Consider the following 19,910-nt stretch of genomic DNA (forward strand, 5'->3'; position numbering starts at 1 on the left):
GGGGCCGCGCGACTTCGAGCGGCAGGAGTGGTGGTGCGAGCCGGATGGGTGTGGCTTCGGGGCGGCCCACTCGGCCGGTCCGGGGCGTTACTTGACGGCGATCGGGTTCACGGGGGAGCCGACGGCTCCGGTGATGGGCAGCGGAGCGGCGGTGAGCCAGAACTCGTACCGCCCGTCGGCCGCGCAGTGCTCGGCCAAGGCGTCGAGGTCCCACATCTCGCCTATGAGCAGGCCCATGTTGGGGATGGCGACCTGGTGCAGCGGCTGGAAGGCGTAGTCGAACTCGTTGGGCCGGACCTCGAAACCCCAGGTGTCGGTGGCGATCCCGGCGATCTCGCTGCCGTGCAGCCAGCCGACGGTGGTGAAACTCAGCCCGGGCGAGGGACCGCCCGCGTAGTCGCCCCAGCCGTCGCGCTTGGCGCGGGCCAGCCGTCCGGTGCGGACTAGGACGAGGTCGCCGCGGCCGACGGTGACGCCGTGGGCCTCGGCGCTGGCGGTCAGGTGCTCCTCGGTGATGGCGAAGCCGTCGGGCAGTTCGCCGTTGTGGCCGACGACCAGGCCGACATCGAGGAGGACGCCCCGCCCGGCCACGTACGGCGCCATGTGCTCGATGCCGGTGACGAGGTCACCGTCGGAGGTGACGACCTTCTCGGCGGCCCGCCCGTTCCATGCCTTGCCATGGTCGAAGATGTGGCCGAGGCCGTCCCACTGGGTGGAGCACTGCAGCGGCATCGCGATCACGTCGTCGGCACCGCCGAGGCCGTGCGGGAAGCCCTGGTTGCCCAGGGCGGCGTCGGTGCCGGTGTCGAGCATGGTGTGCACCGGATTCGTACGCCGCCGCCAGCCCTTCTGCGGGCCGTTCATGTCGAAACGCTGGGAGAGCGAGAAGCTGACGCCGTCGCGGACGAGGGCCGCGCCCTCGCGGCGCTTCTCGGCGTCCAGGAAGTTGAGCGTGCCGAGGACGTCGTCCTCGCCCCAACGGCCCCAGTTCGAGTACCTCTTGGCGGCCTCGGCGATCGCGCCCTCGGCGTCTTTCGCGTCAGGCACCGTGGTGCGGTCGATCACGACGCCTCCTGAGCGACGCAGCGGGTGCGCTGGGCACCGAGCCCCGTGACGGATCCGTCCATCACGTCGCCGTCGCGCAGCAGCCGACCCCAGTGCATGCCGTTCCCGGCCGGGCTGCCGGTCAACACCAGGTCGCCGGGGAGGAGTTGGGCGGTCTGGGAAATGTACGAGACCATCCGGGCCACACCGAAGATCATGTCCTTGGTGGACTCGTCCTGCATCGTCTCTCCGTTGAGCTTCAGGGTGACCCGCAGGTCGGACGGGTCGGCGACGGACCCGGCCGGGACGATCCAGGGGCCGAGCGGGGTGAAGCCGGGAGCGTTCTTGCAGCGCAGCCAGTCGGTGCCGATGGCGGGCATGTCCCGGCGGAAGACGGTGGCCCGGTCGGTGAGGTCGTTGGCGATGGTGTAGCCCGCGACGTACTCCAGGGCCTCTTCCACCGCGACCCGGTGGGCGGGGCGGGAGATCACCGCGGCCAGCTCCAGCTCCCAGTCGGGCTTCTTGGCCCAGGAGGGCAGTACGACGTCGTCGTAGGGGCCGGTGATCGTGGTCGGCAGGCCGATGAAGACGTACGGGAGGTCCTCGGCGGCCCGCCTGTCCATGATCGCCGCGATCTCGGCACGGGCCTCCTCGACGGTGCGCGGGTCGTCGGGGGCGCGGTGCGCGACCTCCAGGTCGATCACGTGCTGCCGGTAGTTGGCGCCGGACTGGAAGATCTGGCGGGGCTCGACGGGCGCGTGCACGAACAGGTCGTCCAGCGGCAGCCAGTCACCGGCCGGCTCATCCGCGAGGCCGCGCAGGCGAGGCAGTTCCTCGTCCCAGCGCTCCAGGAGAGCGAGGGCGGTCAGCGCGGGTTCGTCCAGTGCCGTACGCAGGTTGAGCACGCGGCCGTCCGGCACCACGAGGCCGGGGAACGCGGCCCCGCCCGGAGCGGAGAGAGTGCCGATGGCCAAGGGGCCTGCGAAGAGGGGCGTCGACGTGGCTGCGGATTTCACGGAGATGTCCTCCCGATTGCGGTGCCACCAATCTGGCCCGTACTCTGCGATCAGGGAAATCGATTCTCTGGATGCCAGGCATCCACGCAGCGAATAGTCAGGACTGTCTTCTACTCCGTACAGGGATTTCGCGTGAACCTGGCCAGCCTGGATCTCAACCTCGTCGTCGCCCTGCGTGCCCTCCTGGAGGAGCGCAACGTCACCAAGGCCGGCCGGCGCATCGGGCTCAGCCAGCCCGCCATGAGCGCCGCCCTGGCCCGGCTGCGCCGCCACTTCGACGACGACCTGCTCTCCAGGGTCGGCGGACGCTACGAACTGACCGCCCTCGGCCTGGCCCTCCTCGACCGCACCGTCACCGCCTGCGACCTGCTGGAACGCGTCTTCACCAGCCAGGCGGTGTTCGACCCCGCCCATGAGGAGCACGAGTTCACCCTGCTCGCCTCCGACTACGCGGTGGCCGTCTTCGGTGCCGAACTCGCCCGTATCGTCCACACCGAGGCGCCGGGGATCAGACTGCGCTTCAAGCAGCCCCCCACGGACATCACCGAGAACACCGGGGCGCTGCTCAGCACCGCCGACGGGCTGCTGCTGCCGCACGGCATCATCGGCGACTTTCCCGCCGTGGAGCTCTACCGGGACCGCTGGGTCTATCTCGTCGCCGACGACAACACAGAGGTCGGCGAGCAGCTCACCCTCGACGACCTGGCCCGGCTGCCGTGGGTGACGTACCAGCGCACATACGATGCACCCGCCGCCCGTCAGATCGCCATGCTCGGCATCGAGCCGCGCGTCGAAGTCTCCGTCGACAGCTTCCAGTTGATGCCCCTCCTGGTCGCGGGCACCCGCCGGGTCGCCCTGATCCAGGGGCGTCTCGCCGACCGGCTGGACGGACTCGTCCCCGTACGGGTCGTGGACCCGCCCTACGACGCCGTGCCGCTCCGGGAAGCCCTGTGGTGGCACCCGGTGCACACGCACGATGCGGCACACATCTGGCTGCGGGAGACAGCGGCCCGTGTCGCCGAGACCATCCACGGCAAGGATGATCGCAATCCGGGAGATCGATCGGACAGAGGCTAGGCAGGGCTGGGCCGCTCACTCATAGTGAGCGCCAGATCCTCCGCACGCTCCTCTCCTCGGGGTCTCTGTCTCCCGATGGCGTGTCGTCCCTCCCCCTCGCCACATGGAGTTCCCGCATGCCCGCTTCCGTGCCTCCGCCCCCGCCCGCTTACGCGGAACCAGTGCCGCCGTCCGGTGCGATCCTTCCGACGTCCGGTGCCGCGCACCGGCTGCGCGTCGCTCTCCTCATGGCAGGCAGCTGTCTGCCGATCCTCGGGGCCGTCCTGATCGCCCCCGTGCTGCCCAAGATGCAGGACCACTTCGCCGACGTGCCCGGCGCAGCCGCCCTGGTCCCGATGACCCTCACCGTCCCGGCACTGGCGCTGGGCCTGCTGGCACCCTTCGCGGGCGTCATCGTCGACCGGCTCGGCCGCAAGCGCCTGCTGATCGCCGCGACCGTGCTGTACGCGATCTTCGGCACCGCCCCGCTGTGGCTGGAGTCGCTGGGCGCCATCGTGGCCAGCCGTGCCCTGGTCGGTGTCGCCGAGGCCGCCATCATGACCTGCTGCACCACGCTGATCGGCGACTACTACAGCGGTCGGGTACGGGACCGCTACCTCGCCCTCCAGACCATGTGCGCCTCCGCCTCCGCGACCGCGTTCTTCGTCATCGGCGGTGCCGCGGGCTCGGCCGGCTGGCGGACCCCGTTCTGGATCTACGCCGTCAGCCTGCTCATCGCCCCGCTCATGGCCATCGGGCTGCCGAAGCCGACAGCGGCCACCGGTGCCGCCGCCGAGGACGGGGAGAGCACGGACACCGCGGGCGCCCCGAAGCGCTCGTTCCCCTTCCGGCAGTTGGCCGGGATCTGCGGACTCACCGTGTTCGGGGCCCTCGTGTTCTACACCGTCCCGGTGGAGATGTCCTACCTGCTGGACGACCTCGGCGTGACGGCGACCAGCGTGATCGGGCCGGCCACAGCCATCGCCAGCGCTGCCACCGTGGCCGGCGCGATCGCCTTCGCCAAGCTGCGCGGGGCACCGGGTCCCCGGCTGCCACTCGTCTTCGCCCTGTGCGCGGCCGGGTTCGCGGTGATGTGGCTCGCGGACAGCGCGCCGCTGCTGATCGTCGGCGCCGTACTCAACTGCCTCGGCACCGGTCTCCTGCTGCCTTCCCTGCTCACCATCGCCATGTCCAGGCTGGACTTCGCCGACCGCGGCCGTGGCACCGGCCTGTGGACCGCGTCCTTCTTCATCGGCCAGTTCATCTGCCCCCTGGTGCTGATCGCGGCCGAGTCCGCCCTCGGCACCCTGGCCGCCGCCGTCGGCCTGCTCGGCCTGGCCTCGGCCGTCGTCGCGGCAGGCCTCTTCCTGACCGCCCGGCGCAGGGTCGCGGCAGTCGCACCGTTGCCCCAGTAGCAGGAAGCCGCCGCGACCCAGCCGGCGCGGTGCCCGGCATCGAGAAATCGGCCGTCATGAGGGCGGCCGGCTCCGGCTTGGCCGCGAAGACGGTGTCCTCGTCCAGAAGACGGTGTCCTCGTCCAGGCCCGCGGCTCGGCAGCGTTCGGGTCGCACGTCCAGGAGTGCGGTATGTACAGCTCCCGGTCCACCGCCGCGTGCCCGCGCAGTCCCGCGTAGACGAGGTAGACAGCGGCTTGCGCGTTTTCGATCCTCCCGGCGGTGCCCGGTGTACTGACGCTGGGCGCCGACGGTGTGCGTGCCCTGCTTGATGTCCCCGGTCTCGTCGTCCACCAGCAGTGCACCGTCGTCATGCAGATGCTCCAGGACGTGCTCGCGCACGTCGTCGCGCACGGCGTCGGCATCCCATCGGGCCCGGCCGAGCAGTTGCTGCACGCCGCAGATCAGATCCCGTACCCAACACCGGGAGGTCGTGCGGCGTACGCCAATGGCGCACGGGGGGGCGTACGGGGTTGTGATCAATGGCCACCGCGGCTTCCGGGGCGGGTGCCCCGTCGGGGTACGGGGCCCGGCGGTCTGCGGCTGTGCCGTGTGGGCGCGAGTGACCGGAAGCAATGCCGGAGGCAGGCAGCGCGGGTCCGGGGACCCCGGCTGCGTCCCGCTGGGGCAGGGTCAGACCATGGCAAGCCGGTCCACCAGCAGCTCTACCCTGCGCTCGGTGTGCTCCGGCGGGAGCCGTCGCGCCCGGGTCAGGGTGGCCAGCCCGTGCAGGGCCGCCCAGAACACCTCGGTGAACAGTCCCGGGTGGACACCGTCCCCGGCGACCTTGCCGAGAGTCTCCAGCAGGGCGGCGAAGGCGTCCTTCAGCGGCTCGGGGGTGTCCTCGTGTGCGAACGCCAGGCCGCCGTCGAGCTGGAACATGGCGTCGTAGACGGCGGGGTTGCGTTCGGCGAAGTCGAGGTAGGCGCGGGCCAGGGCGGTGACACGGGTGCGGGGGCCGTCTGCGGCGGAGGTCGCGGCCCGCAGCGCCGCGGCCATCTCGGCGGCACCCTCCAGGGCGACGGCGCCGATGATCTCGCGCTTGCCGCGGAAGTGGCTGTAGAGGACGGGCTGGCTGTATTCGATGCGCTCGGCGAGCCGGCGGGTGGTGACGGCGTCCCAGCCCTGCTGCTCGGCGAGCTCACGGGCCGTCGCCACGATGAGGCGCTCGCGGCCCGCCCGTTCGCGCTGCTTGCGTTCATGTACCGACATGATTCGATCCTAGCACTGCTAGACAATCGAGCGGCAGTAGTACTAGCGTTGCCTCATCAGCTAGCAGCGCTAGATCCTGGAGGGTTCAGCATGCTCAACGCACTCGAGGTGTCCACCACCGTGGTCGTCGGCCTGATGGTGGGGGTGGAGTTCTCCGTCGCCTTCGTCATCAACCCGATCCTCAACGCCCTCCCCGAGGACAGTGGCCAACTCGGCCGCGCCCACGGGGGCCGGATGCTCGGCGCCGTGATGCCGGTCTGGTACATCGGCTCGCTCGTCCTCGTCGCGGTCTGGGCCATCGCCGGATGGCACCACGACGGCGCCGGCCTCGTCGTCACCGCCGGTGCGCTGCTGATCCTCAGCGTGATCATGTCGCTTCTGCTGCTCGTCCCGATCAACAACCGGGGCAAGACATGGACCCCCGAGAACCGGCCCGCCGACTGGAAGCAGCAGATGAACCGCTGGGACCGCTTCCACTACGTCCGCGTCGCCGTCATCATCGCCGCCTTCACCCTGCTCGTCGCCGCCCTCGCCTGAGCCCGCAGGCCGACACGCGATCAGCGCAAGGGGAGAACCCGCTCATTGACCACAACCCGATACGCGCTCCAGGGGCCTGTCGCGAAAGCCGGGAACACCTGGACTCGACTGCCCAGGCAACACCGTCTGGGAGAAGCTGACGATCGGGGTCGGCGCGCTGTCACTCCCAGCTCGCGGGCGGCCGGGGTGTTCGAGAGCCATCCACACCCCCGCCCGGGACGCGGCACCAGTCGGCCGCGCCAAAGTCCGCGCGTCGATGGCCGGCAACGACGTCGAGTTGACTTTCCTGCCCGCCTACGGCTCCTGACTGGACTGGATCGAATCGGAGCTCGCAGGCCTGCGCCACTTCGCCCTCAACGGCACCGATCACCGCAGCCACGACGAGCAGAACGCTGCCATCGCCTCGTACGTCCGCTGGCGCAACGCCCGAGCCAAGCCGAAGACGAACGAAGGCGTCGAACACAGCCAGGCTCCGAGTTCTTGGTACTCGCTCAGCGTCTCACTGCACAAGGAACTCCACCGGGACGGACTCGGGCAGGGCGCGGAGGACGACGGGGCGCGGGTCGACGCCGCGGCCCGGTCGGCGGCCAGGCGGCCCGCGCGGCCGCCCAGCAGGCGGTGGCGGCCGGGACGACGGCGAGCAGGGCGACGCTGTGGATGCCGGACTCCCGCAAGGTGTCGGCCTGGCGGGGCCCGATACCGCGCAGGACGTCGACCGGCAGCGGAGCGAGCCATGCGTCGACCTGGCCGGGGTCGACGGCGAGGACGCCGCCGGGTGGATCGATCTGGGCGGAGGCGGTGGCCGCGACCGGGATGGTGGGGCCGATGCGGACGTCGACGCCGAGGCGGGAGAGTGTCCGCACGAGCAGGGCCTCCCCCAGGTGGCGGGCGTCGCTGCCGTGGTAGCGCAGCGCGCCCTTCGGCTCCACCAGAGCCGTGGACGGAGGCAGCGCCTGCACCAGCGGCGAGAGCTCCGCGAGTTGATCCAGGACCAGCCGGTAGACCTCCTCTGGCAGCCGGTCCGGGCAGCGCACATGCATCCACGGCGCACCCACCTCCTCCCCGACCACGGTATCGAACTAGAATTCGATTATGCGAGAGGGCGGCCCTCGCGGTGAAAGACCCGGGACGGAACGTGTTCGACGACCTGCCACCTGACCTGGAGCGACTGCTCACCCTGAGGGTGTGGCACGCGATGTGGCTGGCGCGCATCGACAACAAGATCGCCGATCTCCAGCGGCGGGAAGCCGAGCGGGAACACGGCCTGCGCGTCCGTCCCGCCAGGCCGGAGTGGATCGTCCAGCTCGGCATCGGAACCGGACGCCCGCCCGTCCAAGTCCACGCCGGCAACTGCTACGCCGCAGGCAACCGCCGTCGTGCCGTGGACCGGGACGAAGCCCGCCGGCTCCTGGCCTCCGGACTACCCGCCTGCCCTCACTGCCAGCCCGACATCGAACTGCGCATCCTCGACTGACCGCCCGGCCGGGGACGTATGAAGGAAGGCCCCTCACCGGACACGCGCCAAGACATACGTGCGCAGCACACCCCCCGGGCCCCGCAGCGAGGGCACCGCGAGATCGAACAGCTTTTCATTCGGGTCATATCCTGCGGTTGAGGCGACCGGTGCTGGTCGCCCAGAACTCGACACTCCACGCAAGACCCACGCATACGGCCGCGGCCGCTGCTCTCCGTGCCAGCGGCGCATGGGACCGGCCATGGCGAAGTGGGGCTCGGGCGTGCGGTACGTCGACACACGCTCCTGACCAGCCCCCGAGGCTCGGTCCTGTTCAGCCCTGACGCATGACGCCCGTAGGGCACGGCACGATGGCTGTCACTGTCTTGCCCGCCGGGTGGACCTGGACCCGCACGTCCGCCGACAGGTCCTGCACAAGATGCCAGCCGAACCCGCCCGGCTTTGCCGCGTCCATCGGCAGAGACTGCGGCCGGAGGGAGCTGGCATCATCCACCGCCACCGTCACTGTTCCCGGCCCGGCTTCCAGCCGGAACCCGGTCACCCCGCCGGCATGCAGCAGCGCATTGGTGAACAGCTCCGACACCACCAGCAGCACCGCGTCCCCGGCGCTGCCGCCCTCCGGCGCGGCCAGCAGCAAGAACCCGCGGGTCACATCCCTGGCCTGCTCAGCCGTCCGCATGCCGCCGTCATCGACGGGCTCGTTGTCTTCCCCAGGCGGCTGCACCATCGCGATCTCCAGCAGTTCGGTACTCAGACCTCCTAGCGACTGCCCCGGATCAACCGCATCATCCGGAACCAATCCCTCCGCCAGCTCCCATCGGCCTCGCCTGCCAGTGGGAGGCATCCATGCCACCCCTTGAGACCAATGCAGACATATCACCTGAATACTGGCAGGCTCGGAGACTCACTCACCACGCTGAGGACACCACCGCATGGCTCACAAAACTCCGGCCATCCCGCCGGCCCCATCACCCCGCCCCGACCTCACCCTGGCCCAGGACTGCAAGCTCTGCCATGAATGGGGCACCGTCGTCACCCTCGACCGCCACCATGAGCTGTGCCCGGCCTGCCAGCACCCCACCAGCGAAGACATCGACCCACAGTCGCCAGAGGATTCGGTCGACCCGCGCGTTCAGCTGACCGTGACGCTCAAGAATCCCTGACCTGCTCAGGAACAGCTACTCAGCGCTCCGTTCGGATGCCTCCAAGCCCGGACCGAGCCCACGACGCCCTGGGCGGCCTTCGTCCCGGGCCGCGCGCTACGGGCGCCGACGCCGCGTTGTCCCGCCCGGGCGCCTGGCCGTCCACCGCAATGCCCAGGCGCCGGCGCACCGCGATGGTGGCGGCCGCTCGATGGTGCGGCCGCGCCACCGCCACGAGGGCCTGTGCGAGTTCCGCCTCAGCGCGGCCAAAAGCCTTGGTGAGGGGGTCGATCGCATCGAGGACGTCTTCGGAGGTCACCGTGCTCCAGCCGTCCGGGTTCACTAGGTCCGCGAGGTGACACGCGCTCTCGACGGCCTCTTCGGCTGCCTTCTCCACTCCCGGCCCGGCCTGCGCCGACAACTCCATACCCCCTCGACGACCGCCCGATCAGAAGGGACCGACGAGCAGGGTCACACGGAAAGATCGGTGATCCGTCTCTTCATGGCCGGGGGCGCAGGTCAGGGCTGGTGGGGGGTTGCCCGGTGAGATTGGTGATCAGTTCCGTGCACAGGTCGCGGAGTTTGATGTTGCGGTGCTGGGAGGCGGAGCGCAGGATGCCGAAGGCCTCGTCGGCGGTGCAGCGGCGTTGGCCCATGACCACCCCGAGGGCCTGGTCGATGACGCCACGGGACTGCATCGCCGTCTGCATCTGTTCGGCGAACTCCTGCGCGTCGGCGATGCGCTGGGCCAGAGCGATGGCGCCGGTGGCCTGCGCGGCCAGTGAGCGCAGCGCGCTGAGATCGGCGTCCTTGAACGCGTGCGGCGGGCCCGCGTAGAGGTTCAGGGCGCCGGTGGTGTGGGTCCGGGCGGAGATCGGCAGGGAGAGCGAGGAGCGGATCCCGCAGGCCGCGGCGTAGGCCGGGTAATCGCCCCAGCGGGTCTCCCTGAGCATGTCCTCGACGGCGACCTCTTCGCCGGTGCGGGCGGAATGAAGGCACGGGCCGTCGTCCTGGCCGTACTGTTTCTCATCCAGCTTCAGCGCCGGCGGGCCCGCGCTGGCCACGGTCAGAGGCCGGTGATCGCGTTCGATCGTCACCCCCGCGCCCTCAGTACGGGTCAGTTCCAGGGCCGCGTCGGCCAGAGACTGCAGGAAGTCCTCCAGCGACTCCGTGTCCAGCAGCCACTGCATGACGGAAGCACTGTCGTAGGTGTTGTCGGAACTCACCGGTAATCCTTCGTGAGGCCGTCGGCCCCGTTATTAGGCGTCGTGTCATGCCACCGGGGCGACGGAGCCCAGTCTCCGAAGGAACATCTCCAGCGCGGCCACCGTCTCACCACCGGCACATCAGCCGGCGCGGCAGGGCCTCCTCCCAACCCACCCTACAGACCAGCGGACTGTTCGATCCGGACATGCGGCATCCCCTTGGTGTACGAGGTGCGGGTCTTTGACCTGCGGTGTCTCATGAAGGGACAGCGGTGGGTCGTCGGCCGTGAGGTCAGCACGCGGCTCGTGAGCCCATCGGTGCGCCGGCAGAGCAGGTATGGGAGTGGGTGGTCATGGCACGGGCGATCTGGACCGGTGTGGTGTCGTTCGGGCTGGTCACCGTGCCCGTCGGCCTCTACGCGGCGACCGAGGACCACACGGTCCACTTCCACCAGCTACAGCGGGGCACCTCCGACCGGATCCGGAACCGGCGGGTGAACGAGCGCACCGGCAAGGCAGTCGACGGCGAGGACATCGTCAAGGGATTCGCGGTGGGCGAGGGCGAGTACGTCATCGTGGAGCCCGACGAGCTGGACCAGATCGCGCCCGGCCGCTCCCAGACCATCGAGATCTCCGACTTCGTCGCCCTGGAGGAGATCGAGCCGGTCTACTTTGACCGCACCTACTACCTCGCCCCGCGCGGCGCGGAGTACACCAGGGTCTACGAGCTGCTGCGGGCGGCACTGGCCCAGGCGAACATGGTCGGCATCGCCACCTTCGTGATGCGCGGCAAGCAGTACCTGACCGCACTGCGCGCGGAGGACAACGTCCTGGTACTCCAGACCCTCCACTGGGCTGACGAGGTCCGTGACCCGGGCCAGGAACTGCCCGAGCTTCCTGCGGGCCGGGCGGGCAAGGGCAAGGAGCTGGACATGGCGCTCCAGCTGATCGACTCCCTCAGTGGCCCATGGGAGCCGTCCCGCTACCACGACACCTATCAGGAGAACGTGCGCGAGCTGGTGAAGGCGAAGGCCGAGGGCCAGGAGATCGCGGCGGCCGAAGAGCCCCCTGAGGCGACCAACGTGGTCGACCTGATGCAGGTGTTGCAGGGCAGCATCGACGCCGCCCGCGGCCGCCACGCGGGCGGCCAGCCACGGCAGCAGAAGACGGCCCCGGCCCGCAAGGCCGCCCGGAAACCGGCCGCGAAGGGTGCGAAGAAGACCGCCGCCCAGAAGGCGCCGCCGAAGACGGCCCGCGCCTCGTCCGCTTCCGGCAGCCGGCGCGGCCCGGGCAAGACCGAGCTGCGGCAGCTGAGCAAGGCCGAGCTGTACGAACGTGCCACCGAGCAGGACCTCCCCGGCCGGTCGAAGATGAGCCGGGAAGAACTGATCGACGCCCTCGCCCGAGCCGGGCGCCGCCGGAAGAAGAGCGCCGCCTGATCTGCACGTGGGTCGCACGCCATGTCGTGGACGCTGCCGGAGCCGATGCTCAGCTCCCCCGTGCCGGATCCCGATCTGCGGCCGGGCTGGGCCGCGGAACCGAAATGGGACGGGTTCCGGGCACTCGTCTCCGTCGATGCGAGGCAGGTGGTGCTGCGCTCCAGGCGCGGCGCCGAGCTGGCCACCGCGTTCCCGGAGGTTGTGGCCGTCGCAGCGCAACTGCCGGACGCGACCGCGCTGGACGGCGAGCTGGTCGTATGGGACGCCGCGGGCCGCCTGGCGTTCGAGCGGTTGCAGGACCGGTTGCAGCGGCGTGGGGCGGGGGCGGCCCGTGCGGCTGCCGAGTGGCCGGCCCACTTCGTCGCCTTCGATCTGCTCCGCTTGTCCGGGACGGACACGACCCTCTGGCCGTACCGGCGGCGCCGGGCCGCACTGGAGTCGCTGTTCGCCGGGCGGCGGCTGTCGGCGCCGTGGACGCTGTGCCCGTCGACCACCGACCCGGACACCGTGCGCGAGTGGCTGACATGGGCGGCGGTCGGCATGGAAGGCGTGGTCCACAAGCGGCTGGACAGTACGTATCAGCCGTCAGTGAGGGGCTGGCGTAAGTACAAGGTTCGGGAGACGACCGAGGCGATCGTCGGCGCGGTCACGGGCGCCCTGGCCTCTCCGCGCAGTCTGCTCCTCGGCAGGTACGACGCCCGAGGGCGCCTTCAGTACACCGGCCACACCACCACCCTCGCCGAGAAGACCAGCGGCACACTCGCCGGCCTTCTCGCTCCGGCCCGGCCCGGACACCCGTGGACGGGCTGGTCGTTCGCCGCCGGATGGGGCACCAGACAGACGTTGGACGTCACGCTCGTACGTCCCGAGCTCGTGGTGGAGGTCGACGTCGACGTCGCCCGCGACACCGCCGGCCGGTGGCGCCACCCCGCACGCCTGCACCGCCCCCGAACCGACCTCTCCCCCACCGACGTCCCCCCGACGTCGCCGCCGTGACAGGTCGTCGCAGGCCATGGCACCCGGGCACCACTCCATGATCAAACAGGCGTGTCATTCGCGTCGTGTCGTGCGTGCGCACGTGCCAGTGCAAGACGCAGAGGTACGGCCGCGGCGGCTCCCCCTGTTGCCAGCGGCCATGAAACCGGTCACTAAATAAGTGGGGCCCTGGCGCGTGCGGTATGTCAGCACACGTGCCCAGCCGCGTCCGGTCGGGTGAAGACGCCGGGGGGCACCTCTGTGGGCACGCCAGCCTAGACCCGCGGCGTCAGCCAAACCTTCCGCTCCCCGCGCTGAACATCCCCCTAGACGACGTTGCGCTGCTGTCGGCCTGCCAGCGCGCGCAGTTCGGGTGTGTTCGAGGGCACCCCCATGGCCCGAGTGCGGGAAGTCTTCGAAACCAACACGTTCGGCGTGAGGTCAACGTGACCTCCAGCGTGGTGCTGGGCCACATGCCGCTCTCGGCCGTCTACATGGCGAGCAAGATGGCCATCGAGGGGTTCACCGCATCCCTCGCGCTCGAGCTCGCGCCCTTCGGTGTGCAGGCCAAGACGGTCCCGCCGGGCGCCTGCCTGACGACGAACTTCGCGGCCGACGCGACGAACGGCGCCTCGCTGGACGAGCCGGTCCCGGCGCCTTGCGCACCATGGGCGAAGAAGGCCATGGGCGACTTCACGGGCCAGGACCTGTTCACCACGGAGAGCGACGTCGCCGAGGCGGTGTGGCGAGCCGTGCACGACACGACTGGCCAGCTGCGATTCCCGGCCGGTCCCGACGCGGTCTGGCTCGCCCAGGCGAGGTGATCAGCTCGCAGGCAAGGTGACGCCTCACTGATGCCCGCGGCGACGCGGCATCCGCCCAGTCGTCGCCGAACGAGGCGCTGAACATGGCTCCGGCCTGGGCGTAGGCCGTCAGCTCACCACACCGCTTCTCACCCCCACCTGGTCATCCGGTTCGCGCTCGAAGACGTGGCAACCAGCATGCTGCGCGGCGACGTTCCGGAGAGCGATCAGCTGCACTGGCTTGATCGAATCACTCGCCCGCTATCGGCGTCTCCTCACAGACAACCCACAGACACTCCTCCCCCGTCCTAGGTGACGCGAGAGGCGCCCGGGACAGACGGGACGTCTGCGCACGGGGTTTGAGGAGAGGATCATTGATCCGTGCCCGGCGAATATGTGTGACCGCCGTGGCGGTGCTGGCGGCCCTGGCGGGCTCGCCCGGACTGGCACAAGCTGAACAGTCCCGAGAACCGGGGCTGTTGAGCACGACGGACGACAACCCCCTCCCGCCGGGGTGGCGGATCGGCGGGGAGGGCGGGGCGCGCGAGCTGGTCTGGCGTGCGCCGAAGGCCGTGCCCATGGGGGATGCGCGAGTTGAGTTCCGTACCGGGGACCGGCTGCTCGGGATGCCGAAACCGGCGAGGGACGGGCGGACCTTCCGGCTCGCCCTCGGCGAGACGCGGCCCGAGCAGCTGACGGACCTTCAAGTGACGGCCGCGGGGCGCCGACTGGACGCGTCGGCCGATGACAGGCACAGGTCCGGCTCGCGCGTGGCACGAATGCCCGCGCAGGCGCCCGCGAACGGCGTCGATCCGGGCAGACCCGGCTCGTACCGCACGGTCACCGGGAAGTACGACCTCGCCCCGGTGCGCCTGCCCGGGTTCGACACCCCGGTGGAGATGACCGCCAAGGTGGTGGCGCCGAAGGGTGCCACCGGCAGCCGGCCGCTCGCGCTGTTCCTGCACGGCCGCCACGGCACCTGCTACAAGCCGGGCTCCGAGGACGACGTGACCGGCGACTGGCCCTGTGCGGACGGCTACAAGCCGATCCCGAGCTACCTGGGTTATCTGCGCGACCAGCAACTGCTCGCTTCCCAGGGCTATGTGACGGTGTCGATCTCGGCGAACGGCATCAATGCCCAGGACAACGAGGCCGAGGACGCCGGCGCGCAGGCGCGTTCCTCGCTGGTACGGCAGCACCTCGCCCGCTGGGCCGACTGGACCGCCCATCGCTCCTCCGCCCCGGCCGTCATACGCCAGGCGGCGAAGGCGGACCTCTCCCGCGTCCTGCTCGTCGGCCACTCGCGCGGTGGCGAGGGCGTCAACCGGGCCGCTATGGACAGCCTCTACCGGCCGCCGGCCGCCGAGGACGGCTATCGAGGCCCGGTGCGCTGGAAGGTGCGCGGGACTGTGCTCATCGGACCGACGATCTTCGGCCAGAATCCAGTCGCCGACGTGCCGTCCGTGACCCTGCTGCCGGGCTGCGACGGCGACGTGTCGGACCTGCAGGGCCAGGACTTCGTCGACGGGACGCGCGGGATCAGCCGGGGCACGGCACTGCACAGCGCGGTCTACATGGTCGGCGCCAACCACAACTACTTCAACAGCGAGTGGACCCCGGGCGAGGCCGTCGCACCGGCCATGGACGACTTCGGGACCGACCCGGAGCAGCCGGACCCGGTGTGCACACCGGGTGCCGCGACCCGGCTGACCGCCGCCCAGCAGCACAAGGCGGGCGCCACGTACATCGCCGCGGCGGCCCGGCTCTTCCTCGCCGGGGACGATCGGGTGCGTCCGCTGCTCGACGGTTCCGGAAAGCGGGCCCCGTCCGCGGGCCCGGCCCGGGTGCTGACCCACGCGGTCGGCGGCCGCCGCAGCGGTGGTTTCCTGCCGGACGGCGGGGCGAAGGTGACCGGCGCCCGGCTGTGTTCGGCGATCGACCCCGACCCGGCCGTGGCCTGTCTGGACCCGGAGACCGTCGGATCGTCACCGCACTTCGCGTCGTGGGAGACGGAACAGGAGACCGGGCGCAGTGCGGTGGACCTGAAGTGGTCCGCGCCGGGCCGGGCCGCGCGTATCACTCCGGCCAAGCCGCTCTCCCTCCGCGGCTCCCAGAAGCTGGCACTGCGGGTCTTCGTACCGCCGAACACGACCGGCACGAAGTTCGACGTGTCCGTCACCGACTCCTCCAACCGTCGGGTGACGCTGGGCTCGGTCCGGGTGGACGGGCTCCCGGGCTCCGCGAACACCGCCTCCCACTGGGCTCAGGAGCTGCGCGTCCCGTTGTCGGCCGCGACCCGGGCCGGGCTCGATCTCAGGCATGTCAAGTCCCTTGAGCTGACGCCCCGTTCGCGGTCCGGGCGGGCCTGGCTGATGGACGCCTGGGGCTGGACGCCCGGCACTTCGGCGGTGAAGGCGGCCGCACTGGCGCGTGTCGACGTGGGCCGCACGATCGTCAAAGAGGGCGACTCGGGGACCCGCACGTACCGGATCCCGGTCGAGATCTCCGGGCACGGCAGCGGGCAGGTCCGCGTGTACGTCCTCGACCCGGACAGCGGCCGGTCCGAGAACCGCCTCGTGACCGTACGGCCCGGCAGTGACGCGATCGACGTGCCGGTCGAGGTGAAGGGCGACACGGTCTACGGCGACGACGTGGAGCACGACATCGCCGTCAAGGCCGTCCGCAACGCCGTCGTCGGCAAGTACCGGGGCGGGATCATCGTCGAGAACGACGACCCGGAGCCTGTGATCACCCTGTCGCCGGTCGCGGACCGGGTGACCGAGGGAGAGACGCTGACCTGGCGGCTGTCCGTGGACGCGCCTGCTGCGGTGGACCTCTGGGAGCCGGTGCGGGTGCTTCCGGTCACCGAGGGCGCCGAGCTGTCCACCAAGGACGTGGACCCGCAGTGGCTCGAGGACTCGTCCGGTGACGTGCCCGACCCCGAGCGTCCGCTGTCCGACGCGAGCCTGTGGGTGTGGGTGAACATCCCGCCCGGGAGCAGCAGCGTGGACTTCGCCGTGCCGATCGTGCGGGATCAGGTGGCCGAGCCGACCGAGTCGATGCGACTCGCACTGACCGACAGGAACGCCGAGCCGCTGCCCGACAGGCCGGTGCTGACGGGGACGGTGCTCGACAAGCCGTAAGCACGATGTACGAGGGATCGTGAGCACCCTCTTGCGCGGGGTTCGGTCTGTCCGGGCCCCGCGCTTCACCAGGTCACGCGGATCCCGACCGTCCCGTCCAGCCCCCGGCGCAGCCTGCTGCCGAAGAGCGTGAGCCGGACGAGGGCGCCGTGCCTGCGGGCCAGGAGCTGCCGGTAGCGGGCGGTGGCCGACGGCGCCATCGTGATCGGGAGGTACTGGCTGCGAAGACCTGCATGACAGCAAGGCACTGATCCCCCTGGTCATGGGCATACCACCGATCCGTTCCCGTGGGCGACGGCGACTGCGACCGGGAAAACTCCACGCCGACAAGGGCTACGGCTACTCCCACCCGCGGCGATGGTTACGCGAGCGTGGCATCACCCGCCGCATCGCCCGCAAGGAACATCGAGACCTCCGCGCGACTGGGCCGGCACCGCTGGACCGTCGAACGCACCATGGCCTGGCTCGCTGGCTGCCGACGTCTCCACCGGCGCTACGAGCGCAAAGCGGAACGCTTTCTCGCCTTCATGAGCATCGCCTGCACCCTGATCACTACCGCAGGCTCCTAGTCAACCGGCGCAGCAAGACTCAGGCGTTGCTTCCCATAACGCACCCAACGTCTCCGGATCTTTCTCAGGTCTTTCTCGGATCGCCGGGCGTGACCACTTGCCATCGACCCGACGACCACCTTATGGTCGTACGAACGTAAGACTTACGGTCGTAATTCAAACAAGGGAGCTCGTGATGGCGGCTACTCGGCCGGTGGCACTCGTGACAGGTGCCTCATCGGGGATCGGCAAGGAGACGGCTCGCGCCTTCGCCGCGGCGGGCTTCGAGGTGATCGGAACCGCTCGCAACACCGCGCGAGTCACCGCGCCAGCCGGGGTGACCTACCTCGACCTCGACGTGACCAGCGACGAATCGGTCGCCTCCGTGGTCAAGCAGGTGATCGACCGGTTCGGGCGCATCGACGTCCTGGTCAACAATGCCGGCGTCGGCGCCAACGGCGCCGCCGAGGAGTTCTCCGTCGCCCGGACGCGGGAGGTCTTCGACGTCAACGTCTACGGCATCATGCGGATGACCAAGGCGGTTCTGCCGCACATGCGCACTCAACGGCGCGGACGCGTCATCAACGTCTCCTCCCTCAGCGGGTTCGTCCCCAGCCCGTTCATGGCCATCTACACCTCGACCAAGCACGCGGCCGAGGGCTACTCCGGGTCGCTGGACCACGAGGTCCGCGAGCACGGCGTCCGGATCCTGCTCGTCGAGCCCGGCCCGATCAACACCCCGTTCGGGGACCACAGCGTGCAGGGCGACACCCCATTGCCGCTCTACGCGTCGGGACGGCGCACCTTCGACGAGGTGCTGGCGAAAAACACCAGCGGGGGCGACGATCCCGCCGTCGTGGCCAAGGTGATCGTCGCGGCGGCCACCGACCGGAACCCGAAACTGCGGCGCACCGCCGGCTCGACGGCCGCAAGCATCAGCGTGCTCCACCGCGTCCTTCCGGCCCGGATCTTCGACCGCATCGTCCGCAGATTCAACCGGATGCCGAAGTGACGCTCTCCTTTCGCGTGCCCGAACCCGTCCGGGTCCCACATACACCCGGCATCGCTGATGCCGCCGAAGGTCCATTGATCAGTCACTCGTTGGTTTACCGAGGAGAGTCATGCACCAGCAACCCCAGCAAACGGCCCGGCGCAGTGCATCGAGCGCACGGCGTTTCCTGAAGACGAACGCCGGAATCGCCGTGGCGATCACCGCGACGGCGACCGTCCTGGGGTCGGCGCCGTCCGCGTCGGCAGGGACGGAAGACTCGTACAGCAGATCCGTTGTCACCGACGTAACGACCGCGGCGACGTTCGACTACGCGGCGGGCGAGATCCCCGAGAACATCACCGTCAACCCCGACGGCTCAGTGATCCTGTCGATGCTCGGCAGTTGCGCGGTGTGCGAGCGCACCCATGGACCGCAGCTGATGCGCATCTCCCCGTCCGGAGAACGCACGGTGCTGGTCACCGGGCAGGTGGGTGAGGCGATCAGCGGCAACACCCGGGCCAGTGACGGCACCGTCTTCTACAGCGTGTGGGCCCCGGGCAACGCGGCCAGGAACGGCGTGTACACGCTGCTCCCGGACGGTACTCCGCAGCGCATCGCCGCTCTGCCCGCCGACGCGGGCCCCAACGGGCTGGCCATCGACCCGGCCGGACGCACCCTCTACATCGCGGACAGCCTGAAGGGCACCATCTGGTCCGTGCCGGTCTCGGGCGGATCGGCGACCCCGTGGCTGACCGACGCCGCTCTCGCCCCGGTGCCGACCGAAGCCCTGCCGATCGGCGCCAACGGCCTCAGGTTCCACAACGGCGCCCTGTGGATCAGCAACTTCAACAAGGGAACGCTGCTGCGGGCACCGGTCACCACCACCGGCTCGGCCGGCCCCATCCGCCTGGTCGCGGGCGGCCTGCCCAACATCGACGACCTCAGCTTCCTGACCCCCCGCTCCGATGTGGTGTTCGCGGCGCAGAACGGCTCCTCCTCGCAGAACGGTCCGGACAGGGTTGTGGTGATCTACCAGAACGGCACCTACAAGACCGTCCTGACCAGCGCGGACGGCCTCGCCTCACCCTCCGCCACCGCGGTCCGCGGCGACCGGCTGTACATCACCGACGGCGGGGTCCCCGAGCCCCACGACCCCAAACTGCAGACCGCCAGGATCAACTTCCCCGCTCTCCTTGCAGGCGCGGCACGCTGACCTGACCAGGGCGGCAGCCGGGGCACATGCCTCGGCTCCCATGAAGGAACACATCGTGCGATACACGAAAGAACACAAACAGGAGACACGGCAGCGGATCATCACGACGGCCGGCCGCCGGCTCAAGCTCAACGGCATCGACGGCTCCGGAGTCGCCACGGTCATGAAGGACGCGGGCCTGACCAACGGCACCTTCTACGCCTACTTCGCCTCCAAGGACCAACTCGTCGCCACCGCGGTCGCCGACCAGATGCGCGCACAGCACGCGAACATCGTCGCGCAGGCGGCGCCCGGCCGTGCCGGACTCGAGCAGGTCGTGCGCTGGTACTTCTCCACCGAGCAGCGCGACAACATCGAGGACGGCTGCCCCAACGCCGCCCTGCTCGACGAGATCGCACGCTCCACGGATCCCACCCGGCAGGCATACACCGACGGCGCGCTGGTCCTCATCGACGACTTCGCCGCCCGCCTGGCACCTCACGATCCTCCGTCGGCGCGTGTGCAGGCACTTGGCCTCCTCGGCATGCTGGCCGGGACACTGCAACTCTCTCGTGCCCTGACCGACCGGCAGCTCGCCGACCAACTCCTCGAACAGGGCATCCGCAACGCCCTCACACTGCTGGATGCCGAGCAGCACAACTGAGACGCCATCCGCGTA

Annotated in this window: 17 protein-coding genes and 4 pseudogenes; 13 read left to right on the forward strand and 8 right to left on the reverse strand. The window is 70.1% G+C overall.

Annotated elements, in window-relative coordinates; all coding sequences use genetic code 11:
- Positions 1-87: 87 nt before the first annotated feature.
- Both ABFX81_RS31145 and ABFX81_RS31150 read right to left on the reverse strand, forming a co-directional pair.
- Complete coding sequence (locus tag ABFX81_RS31145) at positions 88-1,065, reverse strand: cyclase family protein (RefSeq protein WP_086850300.1); 978 nt, start codon at positions 1,063-1,065, stop codon at positions 88-90.
- Complete coding sequence (locus tag ABFX81_RS31150) at positions 1,062-2,060, reverse strand: fumarylacetoacetate hydrolase family protein (protein ID WP_428837226.1); 999 nt, start codon at positions 2,058-2,060, stop codon at positions 1,062-1,064. The genes ABFX81_RS31145 and ABFX81_RS31150 overlap by 4 nt, the downstream gene beginning before the upstream one ends.
- A 132-nt stretch (positions 2,061-2,192) precedes the next feature.
- Between ABFX81_RS31150 and ABFX81_RS31155 the strand changes: the two genes are divergently transcribed.
- Positions 2,193-3,137 (forward strand): LysR family transcriptional regulator, encoded by a 945-nt coding sequence (locus ABFX81_RS31155; RefSeq protein ID WP_086850301.1) that lies wholly within the window; start codon positions 2,193-2,195, stop codon positions 3,135-3,137.
- 116 nt (positions 3,138-3,253) lie between these two features.
- Positions 3,254-4,531, forward strand: a complete 1,278-nt coding sequence (locus ABFX81_RS31160; RefSeq protein WP_086850302.1) for an MFS transporter — start codon at positions 3,254-3,256, stop codon at positions 4,529-4,531.
- Between the two features lie 96 nt (positions 4,532-4,627).
- On the opposite strand, the pseudogene ABFX81_RS31165 reads toward ABFX81_RS31160, so the two are convergent.
- Both ABFX81_RS31165 and ABFX81_RS31170 read right to left on the reverse strand, forming a co-directional pair.
- Positions 4,628-4,969, reverse strand: a pseudogene (locus tag ABFX81_RS31165) (transposase); the annotation flags it as partial.
- 234 nt (positions 4,970-5,203) lie between these two features.
- Positions 5,204-5,782: a WHG domain-containing protein gene (locus tag ABFX81_RS31170; RefSeq protein WP_086850303.1), complete on the reverse strand. Its 579-nt coding sequence runs from the start codon at positions 5,780-5,782 to the stop codon at positions 5,204-5,206.
- Between the two features lie 90 nt (positions 5,783-5,872).
- Here ABFX81_RS31170 and ABFX81_RS31175 point away from each other — a divergent pair, with 90 nt between their 5' ends.
- Positions 5,873-6,319 carry an anthrone oxygenase family protein gene (locus ABFX81_RS31175; protein ID WP_086850304.1) on the forward strand — a complete coding sequence of 149 codons (447 nt, stop codon included), beginning with the start codon at positions 5,873-5,875 and terminating at the stop codon, positions 6,317-6,319.
- A 491-nt stretch (positions 6,320-6,810) separates the two neighbouring features.
- Here ABFX81_RS31175 and ABFX81_RS31180 read toward each other — a convergent pair whose 3' ends face one another.
- Positions 6,811-7,359 carry a hypothetical protein gene (locus tag ABFX81_RS31180; protein ID WP_346138979.1) on the reverse strand — a complete coding sequence of 183 codons (549 nt, stop codon included), beginning with the start codon at positions 7,357-7,359 and terminating at the stop codon, positions 6,811-6,813.
- A 95-nt stretch (positions 7,360-7,454) separates the two neighbouring features.
- Between ABFX81_RS31180 and ABFX81_RS31185 the strand changes: the two genes are divergently transcribed.
- Entirely contained in the window at positions 7,455-7,793 is a 339-nt protein-coding gene (locus tag ABFX81_RS31185) for a DUF6233 domain-containing protein (protein WP_346138980.1), read from the forward strand.
- 313 nt (positions 7,794-8,106) lie between these two features.
- Here ABFX81_RS31185 and ABFX81_RS31190 read toward each other — a convergent pair whose 3' ends face one another.
- Positions 8,107-8,520 carry an ATP-binding protein gene (locus ABFX81_RS31190; protein ID WP_086850305.1) on the reverse strand — a complete coding sequence of 138 codons (414 nt, stop codon included), beginning with the start codon at positions 8,518-8,520 and terminating at the stop codon, positions 8,107-8,109.
- 205 nt (positions 8,521-8,725) lie between these two features.
- Here ABFX81_RS31190 and ABFX81_RS31195 point away from each other — a divergent pair, with 205 nt between their 5' ends.
- Positions 8,726-8,956: a hypothetical protein gene (locus ABFX81_RS31195; RefSeq protein WP_086850306.1), complete on the forward strand. Its 231-nt coding sequence runs from the start codon at positions 8,726-8,728 to the stop codon at positions 8,954-8,956.
- Positions 8,957-9,435: 479 nt separating this feature from the next.
- On the opposite strand, the gene ABFX81_RS31200 is transcribed toward ABFX81_RS31195, so the two are convergent.
- Positions 9,436-10,161 carry a GAF domain-containing protein gene (locus ABFX81_RS31200; protein WP_086850308.1) on the reverse strand — a complete coding sequence of 242 codons (726 nt, stop codon included), beginning with the start codon at positions 10,159-10,161 and terminating at the stop codon, positions 9,436-9,438.
- Between the two features lie 332 nt (positions 10,162-10,493).
- Between ABFX81_RS31200 and ku the strand changes: the two genes are divergently transcribed.
- From ku to ABFX81_RS31220, 4 genes and pseudogenes are all read left to right on the forward strand, one after another.
- Positions 10,494-11,579: a non-homologous end joining protein Ku gene (gene ku, locus ABFX81_RS31205; RefSeq protein ID WP_086850309.1), complete on the forward strand. Its 1,086-nt coding sequence runs from the start codon at positions 10,494-10,496 to the stop codon at positions 11,577-11,579.
- 21 nt (positions 11,580-11,600) lie between these two features.
- Positions 11,601-12,575, forward strand: coding sequence for an ATP-dependent DNA ligase (locus ABFX81_RS31210; protein WP_346138981.1), 975 nt, complete (start codon positions 11,601-11,603; stop codon positions 12,573-12,575).
- A gap of 333 nt (positions 12,576-12,908) precedes the next feature.
- Positions 12,909-13,378 (forward strand): annotated as a pseudogene (locus ABFX81_RS31215) (SDR family NAD(P)-dependent oxidoreductase); the annotation flags it as partial.
- Positions 13,379-13,731: 353 nt separating this feature from the next.
- The gene (locus ABFX81_RS31220; protein WP_086847449.1) at positions 13,732-16,500 is read left to right on the forward strand and encodes an alpha/beta hydrolase; all 2,769 of its coding nucleotides are present in this window, start codon (positions 13,732-13,734) and stop codon (positions 16,498-16,500) included.
- Positions 16,501-16,565: 65 nt separating this feature from the next.
- On the opposite strand, the pseudogene ABFX81_RS31225 reads toward ABFX81_RS31220, so the two are convergent.
- Positions 16,566-16,691 (reverse strand): annotated as a pseudogene (locus tag ABFX81_RS31225) (PPOX class F420-dependent oxidoreductase); the annotation flags it as partial.
- A gap of 41 nt (positions 16,692-16,732) precedes the next feature.
- Here ABFX81_RS31225 and ABFX81_RS31230 point away from each other — a divergent pair.
- The 4 genes and pseudogenes from ABFX81_RS31230 to ABFX81_RS31245 all read left to right on the forward strand — a co-directional run.
- Positions 16,733-17,069 (forward strand): annotated as a pseudogene (locus ABFX81_RS31230) (transposase); the annotation flags it as partial.
- 175 nt (positions 17,070-17,244) lie between these two features.
- On the forward strand, positions 17,245-18,060 hold the full coding sequence (locus ABFX81_RS31235) for an oxidoreductase (protein WP_086847447.1): 816 nt from the start codon (positions 17,245-17,247) through the stop codon (positions 18,058-18,060).
- A gap of 109 nt (positions 18,061-18,169) precedes the next feature.
- Positions 18,170-19,252 (forward strand): hypothetical protein, encoded by a 1,083-nt coding sequence (locus ABFX81_RS31240; RefSeq protein ID WP_346138982.1) that lies wholly within the window; start codon positions 18,170-18,172, stop codon positions 19,250-19,252.
- A gap of 52 nt (positions 19,253-19,304) precedes the next feature.
- The gene (locus tag ABFX81_RS31245; RefSeq protein WP_086847453.1) at positions 19,305-19,895 is read left to right on the forward strand and encodes a TetR family transcriptional regulator; all 591 of its coding nucleotides are present in this window, start codon (positions 19,305-19,307) and stop codon (positions 19,893-19,895) included.
- Positions 19,896-19,910 lie beyond the last annotated feature (15 nt).

It is taken from the genome of Streptomyces coeruleofuscus, from assembly GCF_039532725.1.
Classification (GTDB): domain Bacteria; phylum Actinomycetota; class Actinomycetes; order Streptomycetales; family Streptomycetaceae; genus Streptomyces; species Streptomyces coeruleofuscus.

Bases quoted from the DNA above. Each gene is read 5' to 3' on its own strand.
- ABFX81_RS31160 (WP_086850302.1), top strand. From the start codon at position 3,254: ATGCCCGCTTCCGTGCCTCCGCCCCCGCCCGCTTACGCGGAACCAGTG.
- ABFX81_RS31175 (WP_086850304.1), top strand. From the start codon at position 5,873: ATGCTCAACGCACTCGAGGTGTCCACCACCGTGGTCGTCGGCCTGATG.
- ku (WP_086850309.1), top strand. From the start codon at position 10,494: ATGGCACGGGCGATCTGGACCGGTGTGGTGTCGTTCGGGCTGGTCACC.
- ABFX81_RS31180 (WP_346138979.1), bottom strand. From the start codon at position 7,359: ATGCATGTGCGCTGCCCGGACCGGCTGCCAGAGGAGGTCTACCGGCTG.
- ABFX81_RS31170 (WP_086850303.1), bottom strand. From the start codon at position 5,782: ATGTCGGTACATGAACGCAAGCAGCGCGAACGGGCGGGCCGCGAGCGC.
- ABFX81_RS31235 (WP_086847447.1), top strand. From the start codon at position 17,245: ATGGCGGCTACTCGGCCGGTGGCACTCGTGACAGGTGCCTCATCGGGG.
- ABFX81_RS31190 (WP_086850305.1), bottom strand. From the start codon at position 8,520: ATGGTGCAGCCGCCTGGGGAAGACAACGAGCCCGTCGATGACGGCGGC.
- ABFX81_RS31210 (WP_346138981.1), top strand. From the start codon at position 11,601: ATGTCGTGGACGCTGCCGGAGCCGATGCTCAGCTCCCCCGTGCCGGAT.
- ABFX81_RS31240 (WP_346138982.1), top strand. From the start codon at position 18,170: ATGCACCAGCAACCCCAGCAAACGGCCCGGCGCAGTGCATCGAGCGCA.
- ABFX81_RS31195 (WP_086850306.1), top strand. From the start codon at position 8,726: ATGGCTCACAAAACTCCGGCCATCCCGCCGGCCCCATCACCCCGCCCC.